The organism is Pseudokineococcus sp. 1T1Z-3, from assembly GCF_037482365.1.
Classification (GTDB): Bacteria; Actinomycetota; Actinomycetes; order Actinomycetales; family Quadrisphaeraceae; genus Pseudokineococcus.
In genome coordinates this window covers 323,609-339,635 of sequence record NZ_JBBHZF010000001.1, presented here as the reverse complement: position 1 = coordinate 339,635, position 16,027 = coordinate 323,609, and the positions used below count along the sequence as shown (strand labels likewise).

At 74.9% G+C, this 16,027-nt stretch carries 13 protein-coding genes; 7 read left to right on the top strand and 6 right to left on the bottom strand.

Features of this window, described 5'->3' with window-relative positions; all coding sequences use genetic code 11:
• Nucleotides 1-47 precede the first annotated feature (47 nt).
• From WDV86_RS01525 to WDV86_RS01515, 3 genes are all read left to right on the top strand, one after another.
• Nucleotides 48-779, top strand: a complete 732-nt coding sequence (locus WDV86_RS01525; protein WP_339565819.1) for a tyrosine-protein phosphatase — start codon at nt 48-50, stop codon at nt 777-779.
• A gap of 167 nt (nt 780-946) precedes the next feature.
• A complete protein-coding gene (locus WDV86_RS01520; RefSeq protein WP_339565818.1) occupies nt 947-2,668 on the top strand; it encodes an ABC-F family ATP-binding cassette domain-containing protein in 1,722 nt (573 codons plus the stop codon).
• Between the two features lie 32 nt (nt 2,669-2,700).
• The gene (locus tag WDV86_RS01515; protein WP_339565817.1) at nt 2,701-3,351 is read left to right on the top strand and encodes a LysE family translocator; all 651 of its coding nucleotides are present in this window, start codon (nt 2,701-2,703) and stop codon (nt 3,349-3,351) included.
• 967 nt (nt 3,352-4,318) lie between these two features.
• Here the strand turns inward: WDV86_RS01515 and WDV86_RS01510 are convergent.
• Entirely contained in the window at nt 4,319-5,653 is a 1,335-nt protein-coding gene (locus WDV86_RS01510; RefSeq protein WP_339565816.1) for a DUF3500 domain-containing protein, read from the bottom strand.
• A 121-nt stretch (nt 5,654-5,774) separates the two neighbouring features.
• On the opposite strand from WDV86_RS01510, the gene WDV86_RS01505 reads away from it, so the two are divergent.
• A complete protein-coding gene (locus WDV86_RS01505; protein WP_339565899.1) occupies nt 5,775-6,473 on the top strand; it encodes a uridine kinase family protein in 699 nt (232 codons plus the stop codon).
• A gap of 484 nt (nt 6,474-6,957) precedes the next feature.
• Here WDV86_RS01505 and WDV86_RS01500 read toward each other — a convergent pair whose 3' ends face one another.
• A complete protein-coding gene (locus WDV86_RS01500; RefSeq protein WP_339565815.1) occupies nt 6,958-7,131 on the bottom strand; it encodes a hypothetical protein in 174 nt (57 codons plus the stop codon).
• A gap of 685 nt (nt 7,132-7,816) precedes the next feature.
• Here WDV86_RS01500 and clpB point away from each other — a divergent pair.
• Nucleotides 7,817-10,585 carry an ATP-dependent chaperone ClpB gene (gene clpB, locus WDV86_RS01495; RefSeq protein WP_445262880.1) on the top strand — a complete coding sequence of 923 codons (2,769 nt, stop codon included), beginning with the start codon at nt 7,817-7,819 and terminating at the stop codon, nt 10,583-10,585.
• A gap of 276 nt (nt 10,586-10,861) precedes the next feature.
• On the opposite strand, the gene WDV86_RS01490 is transcribed toward clpB, so the two are convergent.
• A complete protein-coding gene (locus WDV86_RS01490) occupies nt 10,862-11,626 on the bottom strand; it encodes an SDR family NAD(P)-dependent oxidoreductase (RefSeq protein WP_339565814.1) in 765 nt (254 codons plus the stop codon).
• A 79-nt stretch (nt 11,627-11,705) separates the two neighbouring features.
• On the opposite strand from WDV86_RS01490, the gene WDV86_RS01485 reads away from it, so the two are divergent.
• The gene (locus WDV86_RS01485) at nt 11,706-12,494 is read left to right on the top strand and encodes an exodeoxyribonuclease III (RefSeq protein ID WP_339565813.1); all 789 of its coding nucleotides are present in this window, start codon (nt 11,706-11,708) and stop codon (nt 12,492-12,494) included.
• A gap of 19 nt (nt 12,495-12,513) precedes the next feature.
• Here WDV86_RS01485 and WDV86_RS01480 read toward each other — a convergent pair whose 3' ends face one another.
• Entirely contained in the window at nt 12,514-13,545 is a 1,032-nt protein-coding gene (locus WDV86_RS01480; protein ID WP_339565812.1) for a hypothetical protein, read from the bottom strand.
• 81 nt (nt 13,546-13,626) lie between these two features.
• Here WDV86_RS01480 and pyrE point away from each other — a divergent pair, with 81 nt between their 5' ends.
• Nucleotides 13,627-14,253: an orotate phosphoribosyltransferase gene (gene pyrE / locus WDV86_RS01475; RefSeq protein ID WP_339565811.1), complete on the top strand. Its 627-nt coding sequence runs from the start codon at nt 13,627-13,629 to the stop codon at nt 14,251-14,253.
• 40 nt (nt 14,254-14,293) lie between these two features.
• Here the strand turns inward: pyrE and WDV86_RS01470 are convergent, their stop codons facing one another.
• Together WDV86_RS01470 and WDV86_RS01465 are read right to left on the bottom strand one after the other, a co-directional pair.
• Nucleotides 14,294-15,031 carry a hypothetical protein gene (locus WDV86_RS01470; protein ID WP_339565810.1) on the bottom strand — a complete coding sequence of 246 codons (738 nt, stop codon included), beginning with the start codon at nt 15,029-15,031 and terminating at the stop codon, nt 14,294-14,296.
• Between the two features lie 186 nt (nt 15,032-15,217).
• A complete protein-coding gene (locus tag WDV86_RS01465; RefSeq protein WP_339565809.1) occupies nt 15,218-16,012 on the bottom strand; it encodes an HAD-IIA family hydrolase in 795 nt (264 codons plus the stop codon).
• Between the last annotated feature and the right edge of the window lie 15 nt (nt 16,013-16,027).

Genomic DNA, 16,027 nt, shown 5'->3' with positions numbered 1-16,027 from the left:
CCTTTCCCACCCGCCGAGGTGGTCGGCGTGCGTGCGAGGTCGTGCCGGTGCCGGTGGAAGACCTCGACGTGCCCGGCCTCTGGAACGCGCGCGACCTCGGGGGCGTGCGGTGCGAGGACGGCGTCGTCCAGCCCGGCAGGCTCGTGCGGTCCGAGGCCCCGTGGCGGGTCGACGACGACGGCTGGTCGCGCCTGGTCGCGCACGGCGTCCGGACGGTGGTGGACCTGCGGACGACCGAGGAGGCGGCCGGGCGCCCGAGCAACCCGGGGAGCGCCGACGTCGACCTCGTGCCCGCCCCGCTCGAGGACGGGCTGGCGGGCGACGAGGAGCTCGACGCCTGGACGAGGTCGGGCCTGCTCGGCACCCCGCTGTACTACGGCCGCTTCGTGCGCCGCTGGCCCGAGCGGTGCCTCGCGGCGGTGCGCGCCGTGGCCGACGCCCGACCGGGCGGGGTGCTCGTCCACTGCGCAGGTGGTGGGGACCGGTCCGGCATGGTCGTCGCGATGGTGCTGCAGGTCTGCGGAGCCCGGCGCGACGACGTCGTCGCGGACTACGCCGCCACCGAGCGGCGTACCGCCGCCACGGGTGGCGGCGAGCTCCCGGCCGAGGCGACGGCGGTGCGTCGACTGCTTGCCGACCACGGCTTCGACGGTGCCTCGTCGGCGATGACCCGCGTGCTCGACACCGAGGACCTGCTCGGCCCGCTGCGTCGCGCCGGCCTGCGTCCCGAGGAGGAGACCGCCCTGCGGGCACGCCTGCTCGCGCCGTCCGCCGGCTGACGTCGTCGTCGGGCGAGCCGGGAAGTCGCTCGACGGACCGCCGCCCCCGCGCCTACCGTGACGGCGTGCTGAGCTGAGACCGCGACCGTCCCGCGCCCGAGGGCCCCACCACTTCCGTGGTGGTCGGAGGCCCCGGCGGGAGTCCGTCTCCGCCCCCGAGGGTCTCGATGACCGCTGCACCCGCCCGGCCTGGCGCCGGCCGCCCCGCTGACCACCTCGCCGTCGACCGCGTCGACCGGCGCTTCCCCGACCGCCTCGTCCTGCGCGACGTCTCGCTCGCCGTCCCCGCCGGCGCCCGCGTCGCCCTCGTCGGGGAGAACGGGGCCGGCAAGAGCACGCTGCTGCGGGTCGTCGCCGGGCTCGACGAGCCGGACGCCGGGACGGTCCGCCGCCCGGACCGCCTGCGCCTCGTGCAGCAGGTGCTGCCCTTCGCCGACGACGCGACCCTGGCGGAGGTGCTCGACGACGCCGTCGAGGACGCGCGCGGCGTCGAGCGCGAGCTGGCCGACGTCGCCGAGGCGCTCACGCGGGGCGGCGCCGACCCCGAGCGGACGGCGCGGCGCTACGACGAGGCCCTCGCCGCAGCCACTCTCGCGGACGTGTGGTCGCTCGACGCGCGCGTCGAGCGGGTCCTCGCCGGCCTCGGCCTCGCCGGCGTCTCGCGCTCGCGACGGGTCGGCGACGTCTCCGGTGGGCAGCGGACGCGCCTGTCCTTGGCCGCGGCGCTCGTGGCCCGGCCGACGGCGCTGCTGCTCGACGAGCCGACCAACCACCTCGACGACGAGGGGCTGACCTTCCTCGCCGCCGAGCTCGGCACCTGGGCCGGCCCGGTGCTCTTCGCCAGCCACGACCGCCGCTTCCTCGACGACGTCGCCACCCGGGTCGTCGACCTCGACCCCGTCGTCGGCCCGCACCGGGGCAGCGACGACGTCGTGGGGGTGCAGGGCACCAGCTACCGCGGTGGGTACTCGGCCGTCCTGCGCTCCAAGGCCGACGGGCGGCGGCGCTGGGAGGAGCAGCACGCCCGCGAGCAGGAGCGTCTGGCCGAGCTGCGCCACGAGGTCGCCGTCGGCGCCCGCGACGTCATGCACACCAGCGCCCCGAAGACCGAGGCGCGGGCGGCCAAGAAGTTCTACGCCGACCGCGCCGCGACGGTCGTGGCGCGCCGGGTGCGTTCGGCGCGCTCGCGGCTGGAGGAGCTCGAGCGCACCCAGGTCGCCGTGCCGCCGCCGGTGCTGGGCTTCCGCGGCCTCGGACCACCGCGCCGGCGCCGGGAGCAGACGCTCGTCACGCTCGAGGACGTCGCCGTCGCCGGTCGGCTCCGGCCGACCAGCGTGCACGTCGGCCCGCGGGCGCGGCTGCTGCTCGACGGCCCGAACGGCTGCGGCAAGTCGACGCTCGTCGAGGTGCTGGCCGGGCGGCTGCCCCCGGACGACGGCGACCGCCGCGCACCTGCGGGGCTGCGCGTCGGCGTCCTCGCGCAGGACGTGCGGTGGGAGGCGCCGGCTCTCACCGCGGCCGAGACCTACCGACGGGCCGTCGGCGCCGGCGCCCGTCCGCTCGCCGACTCAGGGCTGCTGCCCGCGCGGGACGTCGGGCGGCCCGTCTCGGCCTTGTCGGTCGGTCAGCAGCGCCGGCTGGCCCTGGCCGTCCTCGTGGCCGACCCGCCCGAGCTGCTGGTCCTCGACGAGCCGACCAACCACCTCTCCCTGACGCTCGCCGAGGAGCTGGAGGCCGCGCTCGCCGACTACCCGGGCGCCGTCGTCCTCGCCAGCCACGACCGATGGCTGCGCGAGCGGTGGGAGGGGGAGCGGGTCGCGCTCGGTCCGCCGGCAGGAGGATCGCGCGAGGTCTCGCCTTCTGGTCAGCCGCTCGAAGATGTCGGATGACGTGCGCGTCGCACCTGGACCACCATGCGGACATGCCGCCCGTCTCGAACCTGGTCGCCTTCACCCTCGCCGCGGTCGTGCTCGTCGCCGTGCCTGGCCCGAGCGTCCTCTTCGTCGTCGGGCGCTCGCTGGCTGCCGGGCGGCGCGTCGGGCTGGTCAGCGTCGTCGGCAACGCCCTGGGGATGGTGCCGCAGGTGCTCGCGGTCGCCGTCGGCGTCGGCGCACTGGTGGCTCAGTCCGTTGTCGCCTTCACCGTCCTCAAGACGGTCGGGGCGCTGTACCTCGTCTACCTCGGTGTGCAGGCCATCCGGCACCGGCACGTGGTGAGCGGTGCCTCGCAACCGGACGCGCTCGGACTGAGTCGGGCCGTCCCTACCCTCAAGGTGCTCCGCGAGGGCTTCCTGGTGGGACTCAGCAACCCCAAGTCTGTCGTCTTCTTCGTGGCGGTCCTGCCGCAGTTCACCTCCGCCACGGCGGGATCCGTGTGGAGCCAGGTGGTGGTGCTCGGCGGCGTCTTCCTCGTCGTGGCCCTGGTCCTGGACAGCTTCTGGGCGCTGGCCGCCGGCACCGCGCGCGTCTGGCTGACGAAGGACCCGAGGCGTCTGCCACGCCTCGGTGCCACGGGCGGGGTCATGATGATCGGGCTCGGCGGGATGGTCGCGGTCGCCGATCGGCCGTCCTGACGGGCCTGCTCCCACCGGCGCCTCGCGGCGAGACCGAGAGGAGCCGGCCCCCTAACCTCTGGTGGACCGGCTCTCGTCGCTGAGCACCGCGAGTGACGCCTCGGCCGGACGAGCCGTCCATCCCCATGACGACGACGCCCTCTTCGCGCAGGTGCCGGGCGGCCCGCTCCACGACCTCGGTGTTCGCCTCGTAGGCCTCGGCGCGATCCTCGCGGTGGGCGTCCAGGAAGGCGCCACGCAGGCCGCTCAGGCATGGAAGGCGACCTGCCCCTCGCAGGTGGCGTAATCCACTCCGGACCCGGGCTGGCCGTTCTTGCTGGTGGCCGTCGCCAGCCCGAAGACGTCGCCCCCGGCCACCGGCGGTGCGCACCCGGCGACCTGCTGCGCGGCGAAGACAAATGTGCCTTCGCCCCAGATGTCCTCGGGCAGCGTGGCTACCGGGAAGGGGAGTCGTAGCGGGGGCCCTGGCCCGCGTCGGTCCAAGGGCCGTACGTCTCGAAGCTGTTGGCGTGCACGACCGTGACGCCGATCCGCTCGGCGACGCCGACCCGGGTCGACCGTGGCCAGGCACGCCGCCGCCTCGTGCTGCTGGGCGTTGCGGACGACGGCCATCTTCTGGTCGCACAGGGTCAGGGCGTCCCATGGCTCGACGACCGTGCCGGTCCGCCTCGTCGAAGCGGACCCGCTCGACGTCGGCCTCCGAGGCGACGCCGTCGACGCCCGGCAGCGTGCGGACTCGCCGGCGCTGCCCGGACGCCCGCGGCGGTCCTCGAGGTTCACCAGGGTGGCGCCGAGTCCGACGAAGTGTCGCTCTCAGCGTCCAGGAGCGGGTCTTTCGTCGGACTCGGCGCGACCGCCCTACCGCCAGTCCCGGGTTCCGGGGCTTCACCAACCCTGCGGTGCCCGCCGAGGCTCGGGCAGCGCCGCCACGGCCCGGTCACCGGACCGGGCCGTGGCGGCGGGCCGGTCAGCCGGTCGTCGTCTCGGTGTCCGTGGGCGGCTGGCCGCCGGGGCCACCGCTGGGCGCGGTGCCGTCGCCGCCCGGCATGCCGCCGCCGGCACCGGGGCCTGAGGTGGCGGCCTCCTGGGTGACGCTGCCGGCGTAGTCGTTGCCCGGGTCGCGGTAGATGGTGTGGACGTGGCCCCACCCGGACGTGGTGACGCCCTCGACGTCGGCCCCGGCGGAGCCGCCCTGGGCCTGGAAGGAGATGTACACGTCCGGCCCGGAGATCGAGAAGTTGATGCCGTTGCCCGTGGACATGTCGTAGGTCGTCTCGCCCGACCAGGCCACGACCGTGTCGTCCAGGGTGGCCTCGATCTCGGCGAGGGCGGCCTCTGTGGTCTCCTCGTCGGCCATGCCGGCCCAGTTGGCGATGAGCGCCAGCAGCAGCTCGCGCTGCTCGTCGGTGAGGTCGGCGCCGGTGAGCCCGCTGCCGGAGGCGAAGTCGCAGGTGTCCCCGGGGGCGCACGAGGTCACCTCGCCGGAGGTGAGGGTGGCCTGCTGCTCGGCGGTGAGGGAGTCGAAGAAGGCGAACGCGTCGGTGTAGATGCCGTCGAAGGGCTGCACCTCCTCGCCGTCGGCGTCCGTGTACACCGCCGGCTGCACCCCGAGGTGGGTGGGCGCGAAGGTGATGGTGCCGGCGGCGCCGTCGAGGGTGGCGTTGATGCCGAGGTGGTGCCCGCCGAACTGGACCGTGAAGGCGGAGCTGTCGCTGGGGTCGCCGAAGAAGGCGATGTAGTACTGCCCGAGGCTGTCCTCGGTGGTGCTCGACTCCTCCAGCAGGTACTGGTCGCCGCCGATGATGCCCGCGACGGTCGCGTAGGCCTCCTCGCTGAGCAGCGACTCCATCACCGCCAGGGCGGCGGCCTGCTGCTCCTCGGTCAGGTCGGTGAGGTTGAGGCCGGCGCGCTCGACGAAGGTCACGGGGAAGTTGGACCAAGACGTGCTCTTCGTCTCGTCGTCGTAGGCGTACAGCACCGCCTCACGCTGCTCGTCGGTCAGGGTGTCGAGGAAGGCCTGCGCGGCCTCGGCGGTCTCGCTGATGGTCTGGGCGGTCGTCGTCGCGTCGGCGGTGCCGGTGGCGGTGGTGTCGATCGCCGTGGTGGAGGTGGAGCTCGAGGTCTCGGTGGTCGTCTGGGAGGTGGTGGTCTCGCTCGTCGCGGACGTGGAGGAGTCCGTCGTGGTGGCGGCGCACCCACCGAGGACGAGACCTCCCACGAGGGCGAGGGAGACGACGGTCGCCGCGCTGCGGCGGGTGGCGGAGGTCAGGGGGGCCAGCAGGGCCCGGGTGCTCTTCGTCATGCCCACAAAGGTCGGCCCGGCCCCTGTGCGGACCCTGTGGGGGTCGTGTGGGCCGACTACGGGAGCGGAGAGGGGCGACGAGCCTCCGCGCAGCGACGTCGCGGGGCATGGTGGGGCGGTGATGTCCTTGCCCGCCGGGGAGCCCGCCGCGGGTCCGTGGCGCCTGGCCGGCGTGCCCGAGGTCCTCGGCGTCCTGGACCAGGTCGCCGGGACGCCGACGGGCCGCCCTCGCGTCGTCGCGGTCGACGGCCGCAGCGCCAGCGGGAAGTCCGTGCTGGCCGAGAAGCTGCACCGGGCGGTCGCGGCCTCGGCGGTCGTGCGCACCGACGACGTCGCCTGGCACCACTCCTTCTTCGACTGGTCGGACCTGATGGCCAGCGAGGTGCTCGAGCCCGTGCGGCAGGGCCGAGCGGTGCGCTACCGGCCACCGGCGTGGGTCGAGCGAGGGCGGCCAGGGGCGCTCACGGTGCCCGCCGGGCTGGACCTCGTCGTCGTGGAGGGCGTCGGGGCCGGCCGTCGCGAGCTGGCGGACCTGGTCGACGCCGTCATCTGGGTGCAGACCGACGTCGTCGAGGCCGAGCGTCGCGGCATCGCCCGAGACGTCGCCGAGGGCACCAACGGCGATGCGGACGAGGCCGCGGCCTTCTGGCACGAGTGGATGGCCCACGAGGTGCCCTTCCTCGAGCAGCAGCGGCCGTGGGAGCGCGCCTGCCTGGTCGTCGCGGGCACCGCCCAGCACGACGCAGCAGACCAGGTGGTGGTGGCGCCCCGACTGTCCTTGGAGGAGCTCGCCGAAGCTGTCGTAGGCGCCGTGGGCTGACCTGCGACGTCTGACGGCTGTGTCAGCGCCGACGTCTCGGGAACTTGTCGCGCTCCTCAGCCGGGCCCCACCCCCGCCTCGGGCGGGGCGTCGGTCGGGGCGGGGGAGAGGCAGCACCGGGGTACGGCGGCGTTGGGGGCGTCCCGCATGAGGCACCTGCGTGGGATGTCCATCCGGACGGGTCTGCTGGCGGCGTCACCGCGAGGCCGCGCCACGCGGTCCCTGCGACCTGCACGGTCGCCGGTCGGTTGCTGGGACGGCCGCCGCTTGGTATTGCTCCTGACGGGAAGTGGTGTCCGAAAGCGGTGTCGCTGTCGATGGGCAGACCCGCTACGTGATGCCGTGGCGTGCCGCCAGCGCCCCGACAAGGCGGGAGGTCGCCGTGCTGGCTCGGCGGGCTGGGGTGGACGGAGCCTGAGCTTCTCCCTCAACTTCTCCTGCCGACGCCCCAGACGACGATCCGCTGCAGACGGTGTCCGACGGGTCAGGTACGCGCGGATCGCCGCTGGCCAAGGACCCCGACTGCCAGCCAGACCAGGCCGGCGATCAGCCCTGCGGTCACACCGGCGCCCGGGCTCACGGCGAAGCCAAGGCCCAAGCCGATGACCAGGGCCATGACGAGTGCACCGCCGTACCGGAATGTCGCGTCCGTCCTCACGGGTCAGAAGGTAGCGACCGACCGCGTCCGACTGGTCGCTGGGTCGCCGACGGCTCTCCAGCAGACGATCGACAGCGGGACGCTGTCCGGCCAGCGAGCGTGAGCGGGACGGCCGTGCGCCGTGGCCGACGGCGTCAGTGAGGATCGCCCGCTGCGCCAGGAAGAGCGCGCCAGCGACCGCGCGGCCGGTGTTCGCTCGCCGCGGACCAGCCGCCGCGAGCAGCCGAGCTCGGGCATGGCCGCGACATGAGGCTGCCTGGTGCTCGTGGACCAGCGTGCGGCGGGTCGCCGCCCAGAACAGGCCCGGGTAGCTGCGCTGGCCCCGGTAGGTCGGGGGCATCCGGACCGGCAGTCCCTCGGCGACGAGCTCGGCGCGCGCCTGCGCCCACGTCGTCGTGATGTCGTCGCCGACGTGGTCGCCTTACCGCAGGGTGACCTGGTCACCGTTCACGCGAGCAGCCTGACCCACTGACAGGTTCGTGAGACCGCTGACACGCCGCTGACAGGAACGTGAGACCACTGTCAAGTTCGGCGAGAACCTACAAGAGGCTTGCGCGCACGTCACCCACCCGACGGAATGACGACGCGCCGACCGAGGTTGAGCGACCTACACTCAAGTCTCGACGCGGCCGGCCAGGTCGTGGTCGCCAGTCGCCGGGGAGCCGGCACGCACGAGGAGGAACCCGTGGACCCCGACTTCACGACGAGGACCCGCGAGGCCATCACTGCCGCAGTCCAGGCCGCGGCGGCGGCCGGCAACCCGCAGGTCGAGCCCGCGCACCTGCTCGTCGCGCTCACCGACGACGCCGCGGGCGTCCCCTCAGGGCTGCTCGAGGCCGTCGGCGCGACGCCGTCGCGCGTGCGCGAGCAGGCGCAGGCGCTCGTCGCCGCGATGCCACGGACGGCGGGGGAGAGCGTCGCCCAGCCGCAGCTCTCGCGCGGGGCGCTCGCCGTCGTCCCCACCGCGCAGCAGGAGATGCGTGCGCTCGGGGACTCCTTCGTCTCCACCGAGCACGTGCTGATGGCGCTCGCCGCCGACGGCGGTGCCACCGGTGAGCTGCTGCGCTCCGCCGGGGCCACCCGGGAGGCCCTCCTCGAGGCGCTCCCGCAGGTCCGCGGCACCGCGAAGGTCACCTCGCCCGACCCCGAGGGCACCTACCAGGCCCTCTCGACGTACGGAGTCGACCTCACCCAGGCCGCCCGCGACGGCCGCCTGGACCCGGTGATCGGCCGTGACGCCGAGATCCGCCGTGTCGTCCAGGTGCTCTCGCGCCGCACGAAGAACAACCCCGTGCTCATCGGCGAGCCCGGCGTCGGCAAGACCGCCGTCGTCGAGGGCCTCGCCCAGCGGATCGTCGACGGCGACGTCCCCGAGTCCCTGCGCGGGAAGCGGCTCATCAGCCTGGACCTCGCCGCGATGGTCGCCGGCGCCAAGTACCGCGGGGAGTTCGAGGAGCGGCTCAAGGCCGTGCTCGCGGAGATCTCCGGCTCCGACGGGCAGGTCGTCACCTTCATCGACGAGCTGCACACCGTCGTCGGCGCGGGCGCCGGCGGCGAGGGCGCCATGGACGCCGGCAACATGCTCAAGCCCATGCTCGCCCGCGGCGAGCTGCGCCTGGTCGGCGCGACGACGCTCGACGAGTACCGCGAGCGCGTGGAGAAGGACCCGGCGCTGGAGCGGCGCTTCCAGCAGGTGCTCGTCGGCGAGCCCGACGTCACCGACACCGTCACCATCCTGCGCGGGCTCAAGGAGCGCTACGAGGCCCACCACAAGGTCACCATCACCGACGGCGCGCTCGTCGCCGCCGCCCAGCTCTCCGACCGCTACATCACCGGCCGACAGCTGCCCGACAAGGCCATCGACCTCGTCGACGAGGCCGCCTCCCGGCTGCGGATGGAGCTGGACTCCTCGCCCGTCGAGGTCGACGAGCTCGCCCGCTCCGTCGACCGTCTCGTCATGGAGGAGATGGCGCTCGTCAAGGCCGCCGAGGACGACCCGGCCGCCGCCGAGCGCCTCGAGCGGCTGCGCGGGGACCTCGCCGACCGCCGCGAGCGCCTCGCCGGCCTCTCGGCCCGGTGGGAGAAGGAGAAGAGCGGCGTCAACCGCGTCGGCGACCTGCGAGCCCGGCTCGAGGCGCTGCGCGGCGACGCCGACCGTGCCGTCCGGGAGACGGACTGGGAGAGCGCCTCCCGGCTGCGTTTCCAGGACGTCCCCGCGCTGGAGCGTGAGCTCGCCGAGGCCGAGGCGGCCGAGGACGAGCTCGCCGGGCAGGAGCCGATGGTCGCCCAGCGGGTGGGCGCGGACGACGTCGCCGACGTCGTCGCGGCCTGGACCGGCATCCCCACCGGGCGCCTGCTGGAGGGCGAGACCGGCAAGCTGCTGCGGATGGAGGAGGTGCTCGGCGAGCGCCTGGTCGGCCAGCGCAGCGCGGTCGCGGCCGTCTCGGACGCCGTGCGCCGCAGCCGCGCCGGCATCGGCGACCCCGACCGCCCGACGGGCTCCTTCCTCTTCCTCGGGCCCACCGGCGTCGGCAAGACCGAGCTCGCGAAGTCGCTCGCGGACTTCCTCTTCGACGACGAGCGCGCCATGGTCCGCGTCGACATGAGCGAGTACGGCGAGAAGCACTCCGTCGCACGGCTCGTCGGTGCCCCGCCGGGGTACGTCGGCTACGACCAGGGCGGCCAGCTCACCGAGGCCGTGCGTCGCCGTCCCTACAGCGTCGTCCTGCTCGACGAGGTGGAGAAGGCTCACCCCGACGTCTTCGACGTGCTGCTGCAGGTGCTCGACGACGGGCGGCTGACCGACGGGCAGGGCCGCACCGTCGACTTCCGCAACGTGATCATGGTGCTGACGAGCAACCTCGGCAGCCATTACCTCGTCGACCCGGCGATGAGCCGCGAGGCCACGCACGACGCCGTCATGGCGGAGGTGCGACGGGCCTTCAAGCCCGAGCTCCTCAACCGCCTCGACGAGGTCGTCGTCTTCGACCCGCTGGGTACCGAGGAGCTCAGCCGCATCGTCGGGCTGGCCGTCGGTCGGCTCGCGGCCCGGCTGGCCGAGCGTCGCCTGGGCCTGGAGGTCACCCCGGCCGCCGCCGACTGGCTCGCGCTGGAGGCCTACGACCCCGCCTACGGCGCCCGGCCGCTACGCCGGCTCGTGCAGAAGGAGATCGGTGACCGCCTGGCCAGGGCGCTGCTCGCCGGGGAGGTGCAGGCCGGAGACACGGTGGTCGTCGACGTCGCCCTGGCGGCTGACGAGGCCGACGGGTGGGGCCGACGCCAGCAGGTGCCGGCGCTGACGGCCGCCGGCGAGACCGGCTCGGGGACGGCCCCCGCGGACGCCGCCGGCGCGTCGTCCCCGCGGGAGAGGGACCTCACGGCCGACGACGTCATCGGGGGCGGCGCGGGCGACGGCGCCTCCCGCGGTCTTGTGCTCCGACGACGCCGGTCCTGAGGCCGCCCGCGACCCCTCCGCACGTGCGGCCGTCCGCGCTGGGTGGGCCGTCCGAGGTGCACAGGGGGCCGCGTCCACACAAGTGAGGACACGGTGGAGCGGTCTGGCACTGGTAGGGCGACCCAAGGCTGGCCTAGCCTCACCGCACTGCTCCTACGCGTCGCCGCCCGTCGGCACTGCGCGAGGTGGGGCGTGGACTGACGGCCGTGGCCCGCGGGGGGGTCCACGGCCGTCGGTCTGCCGGGGCTGGGGGCGTGCCCCGCCTCTCCCGAGACGTCAGCTGCGCGCGGCGACGATCGAGCGGGAGGCCCACCGCACAGCGGCCTTGGGGGCGTGGCGGGCCAGCTGTGCCACGACGGCGTACCGGGCGGTGGGGACCGAGATGACCCGCCCGCGGTCGACGTCGGCCAGCGCGGCACGCACCAGCTCGTCGACGTCGACCCAGCCGACCTCCGGCAGGCCGCCCATGTGCAGCGACGCGCGCTCGTGGAACTCGGTACGCACGAAGCCTGGGCACAGCGCCGTCACCGTGACGCCGGTGCCCCTCAGCTCGTTCGCCAGCCCCTCGGAGTAGCTCGTGACCCAGGCCTTCACAGCCGAGTAGCCGCCCATCGTCACGAAGCCGGCGACGCTGGAGACGTTGAGGACGGCGCCGTGCCCCCGCACCTGCATCGCCCGGCCGGCGGCACCGCCGAGCACCAGCACCGCCCGGCACATGACGTCGAGCGCCCGCTCCTGCTCGGCCGTGTCGGGGTCGAGCAGCCGCCCCTTCAGGCCGAAGCCGGCGTTGTTGACGAGCAGGTCGACCGGGCGGCCGGCGTCCTCGAGCCGGTCGGCGACCCGCTGGACGTCGGCGCGGTCGGCGAGGTCGGCCCGCAGCACCTCGACCTGCGTCCCGGGAGCGCGCAGGTCGCCCGCCACCTCCTCCAGCCGGGCCGCGTCGCGGGCGACCAGGACGAGGTCGTGACCCCGGCGGGCGAGCTCGGCCGCGAAGGCCGCGCCGATGCCGGAGGTGCCGCCCGTGACCAGTGCCGTCGCCATGGGCGCACCGTAGCGACCGGGAAGCGGTGGGCCGCACGGCCAGAGCCATCGTCCGGAGCGGCCGGTAGCGTCGCCGCCCGTGCGCATCGCCACCTGGAACGTCAACTCCGTCCGTGCCCGTGCCGACCGCCTCGTGGCCTGGTTGGCACGCAGCGACGTCGACGTCCTCGCGGTCCAGGAGACCAAGTGCAAGGACGAGCAGTTCCCCGAGGAGAAGATCCGCGCCGCCGGCTACGAGGTCGCCCACCACGGCCTCAACCAGTGGAACGGCGTCGCCGTGCTCTCGCGCGTGGGCCTGGAGGACGTGCGCGTCGGCTTCCCCGGCATGCCCGGCTGGGGCGAGGGTGACGAGGCCGAGGCCCGCGCCCTGGGCGCTCGCTGCGGCGGCGTCGACGTGTGGAGCCTCTACGTGCCCAACGGCCGCGCCCTGGAGGACCCGCACTACGCCTACAAGCTCGAGTGGCTCGCGCGCCTGCGCGACGCCGGCGCCGCGTGGCTGGCCGAGGACCCGCAGGCGCAGGTCGCGCTGTGCGGGGACTGGAACGTCGCTCCCACCGACGAGGACGTCTGGGACCCCGCCGTCTTCGCCACGAGCACGCACACCTCCGAGCCCGAGCGCGAGGCCTTCCGCGCCGTCGTCGACGCCGGCTACTCCGACGTCGTCCGCCCACACGCGCCGGGCCCGGGCACCTACACCTACTGGGACTACACCCAGCTGCGCTTCCCCCGCCGCGAAGGCATGCGCATCGACTTCGCGCTGTGCTCGCCGGTGCTCGCCGAGCGGGTGACCGGCGCCTCGATCGACCGCGAGGAGCGCAAGGGCAAGGGCGCCAGCGACCACGCGCCTGTCGTCGTCGAGATCGGCTGAGCGCGCCGTGGCGGCGCCCTCACGAGGGCGCCGCCGGCTGCTCCGGGACCGACGTCCCGTCCGCGCCGACGGGACGTCGGGCGCTCGCCGAGCGCAGGAGCTCGCTGCGCCAGGCGAGGTGGTCGACCTGCCGCGGTGACATCCCCGCGAGACCGGCGGCCGTCTCCAGCAGGTCGGCCGCGGTCCACCGGTCGGGCACGCTGCTCGCCCGCGCCGCCCCGGCCGTGAGGTGCCGGCGCTGCAGGAACCGCCGGTGCCACCGTGACACGAAGCGGCGGACGTCCTCGTCGGGCACGACGTCCTCCGCGCCGACGAGCAGCAGGAGCCGGTGCCACGAGCGTCCCGACGCCTGCCCCGGGACGGCGCACCAGGCCGACCGGATCGCGTCGTACCGCTCGCGCGCCTGCGCGAGGGCCGGGTCGAGCCGCAGGTCCTGCGGTACGCGGGGGAAGCGCTCCTCGTCCTGCGCCGCGGGCGACGGCCGCTCGCGCGCCGCCGCCAGCAGGGCGCGCAGGGCGGCCGCCGACCCGACCCCGGCCTCGTGCAGCACCTGGGCGCCGGCACGGGCGGCCGAGGCCTTCAGCGGTGCGCCCGGCGAGGGCAGCACGCGGTGGCGCGTCGCGTGCGCGCTCGCCCAGCGCTCCTCCCCTCCGGCCGCGGAGATCGCCGCGAGGAGGACACCGGCGTCCGCGTCGGTCCCGTGCGCCGCCGCGAGTCGCCCGACGACGCGCTGGGTCGTGGCGGCGTCGACGCGCGGCGTCCACACCGCCTCGAGCACCCCCAGCGCGACGGAGCCGTGCGCCACCGGCGGCAGGACCGGCTGCCGGGCCTCGTCGAGGCGCTGGGCGGCCGTGACCAGCGTCGGCACGAGCCAGGACGCGAGGCGCCGGGCGAGGAGGTCCGGGGAGTCGGGCGGGACGTGCGGCCGGTACGGCTCGTCCTCCTCCGGCAGCTCGCCCGCAGGCGGCGGGCCCGCGAGCGGGGTCGACGGCAGGGAGAGGCCGGTGCCGTCGGTGCGGGCCCGGGGGTCGAGCGGCGTCGTCGTGTCCATGCGGCGGAGCGTGCTCGCGGCCGCCGACGCCGGCCCCGCGGTGGGCGCCGCCCTGTGGACGACCGGCTAGCGTGGCCGCCTGTGGACGCCGCCAGCCCCCGCCCCGAGGCCGACCTGCCGCTCGACCCTGTGAGCACCGACCGTGCGCGGCTGCTCTCGCTCATCCGTGAGCTGGCCGTCGTCCACGGCCGCGTCACCCTCTCCAGCGGCGCCGAGGCGGACTACTACGTCGACCTGCGTCGCATCACGCTGCACCACGAGGCCGCCCCGATGGTGGGCCGGGTGATGCTCGAGCTCCTCGACGGCAAGGGCCTCGCGCCCGAGGCCGTCGGCGGGCTGACCATGGGTGCCGACCCCGTCGCCGGCGCCCTGCTGCACGCCGCCGCCGCCCAGGGCCGCGCGCTCGACGCCTTCGTCGTCCGCAAGCAGGGCAAGGCCCACGGGCTGCAGCGCCAGGTCGAGGGGCCCGAGGTCGCGGGGCGCGCGGTCGTGGCCGTCGAGGACACCATGACCACCGGTGGGTCGGTGATGACGGCGGTCGAGGCGCTGCGGGCCCACGGCGCCGACGTCCTCGCCGTCGCCGTGCTCGTCGACCGCGACACCGGCGCCCGCGAGCGCATCGAGGCGCAGGGCCTCGACTACCTCGCCGTCTACACCAAGGGCGAGCTCGGTCTCGACGCGGACGAGTCCACCCGGCCGACGGACTGACGTCGGGCGGTCTGCTCCGCCGGCCGCTCAGCACGACCGCTCAGGCGTGGGCTGCCCCGACGGGTGCCCGCCCCGACCGAGCGGCGTGCGGCGCCTGCGCCTCCACCGCCGCGAGGTGCCGCCGCTGGTGGTCGGCGACGGCCCACGCGAAGACGGTCGCGCCGGCCATCTCGCACAGCTCCTCGAGGCTCGAGACGAGCACGTACGGGGCGCTGCCGACGCCGGTCGCGTCGACGACGAACCCGCTCACCACTTCCAGGCCGGCCGCGCCGCCGACGTAGAGGACCCCCGCGCCGACGAAGGAGAGCGCGGTCCGCCGCGGCAGCCGGCGCACGAAAGGCAGCATCGCGAGCGCGAGGACCGCGACGAGCGGCACGGCGAGGGCGACCCAGCCGAAGCGCAGCCCCGTGTCGACGCCCGCCCGGTCCAGCAGCGCCGACCCGGTCTCGTGCAGGCGGCTGCCCTCGTCGGCCGAGAGATAGGCGAAGACGACGGCGAGGGTGGCCCAGTGGAAGCGCCACCGGCTGCGCCCGGCCCACGCCGTGCGCGTGACGTCGAGCAGCAGCAGCGCGCAGAGCAGCAGCAGCGACGCCGAGAACCACGTCGGCACCGTCGTCTCGGTGTCGACGTCGACGATCTCCACCAGGCGCTCGTAGCCGTCGAAAGGCACCCCCCCGGGGGTCGCCAGGCCCCACAGGTGGACGGCGGCGCTGACGGCGACGAGCACGACGGCGACGGGCAGCAGCAACGCCACGAGGACGCCAGGACGGACGGTCATGCGCACGGAGGACCCCCCGGTCCGTGGGCGGACGTCACATGGACGCGCGGTGTACGGGGGGAAACGGTAGGCGACGTCCCGGCCTCACGGGCCTGGGCGCTCACTCTCCGTGCCGCTGCGGCCGGGAAGCCGGACCTCTTCGATCAGCTGCGGTGACGCGGCGTCATCGCCGGGTCGGTGCGCTCCTCAGACGAGGTCGACGACGTCCGCGATCGACGCGCAGACGCGGGTCGGGCGGAAGGGGTAGCTCTCGACCTCCTCGCGCCGGGTCGAGCCCGTCAGCACGAGCGTCGTGCGCAGCCCCGCCTCGATGCCGGCGACGACGTCGGTGTCCATGCGGTCCCCGACCATGGCCGTGGTCTCCGAGTGCGCCTCGATCCGGTTCATGGCGCTGCGGAACATCATCGGGTTCGGCTTGCCGACGACGTACGGCTCCCTCTTCGTCGCCCGGGTGATGAGGGCGGCGACCGCGCCCGTGGCCGGGAGCGGTCCCTCGGCGGACGGCCCGGTCGGGTCCGGGTTGGTCGCGATGAAGCGCGCGCCGCCCTCGATCAGGCGGATCGCCGTCGTGATCGCGGTGAAGGAGTACGTGCGGGTCTCGCCGAGGACGACGTAGTCCGGCGAGCTGGTCGTCATCGTGAAGCCGGCCTCGTGGATCGCCGTCGTGAGACCCGCCTCGCCGATGACGTAGGCCGAGCCGTCCGGCACCTGCTGGGCGAGGAACTCCGCCGTCGCGAGTGCGGAGGTCCAGATGCACTCCTCCGGGACGTGCAGCCCGGACGCCGCCAGCCGCGCCCGCAGGTCGCGCGGGGTGAACATCGAGTTGTTGGTCAGCACGAGGAAACGGCGCTCGCGGTCGACGAGCCGCTGGAGGAAGTCGGCGGCGCCCGGCAGGGCGTGGCCCTCGTGGACCAGGACGCCGTCCATGTCGGTGAGCCAGCACTCGACCTCGGGCAGGGCGTCCTCGCTCGGGGTGCTCATGCCGCGATCGTGCCG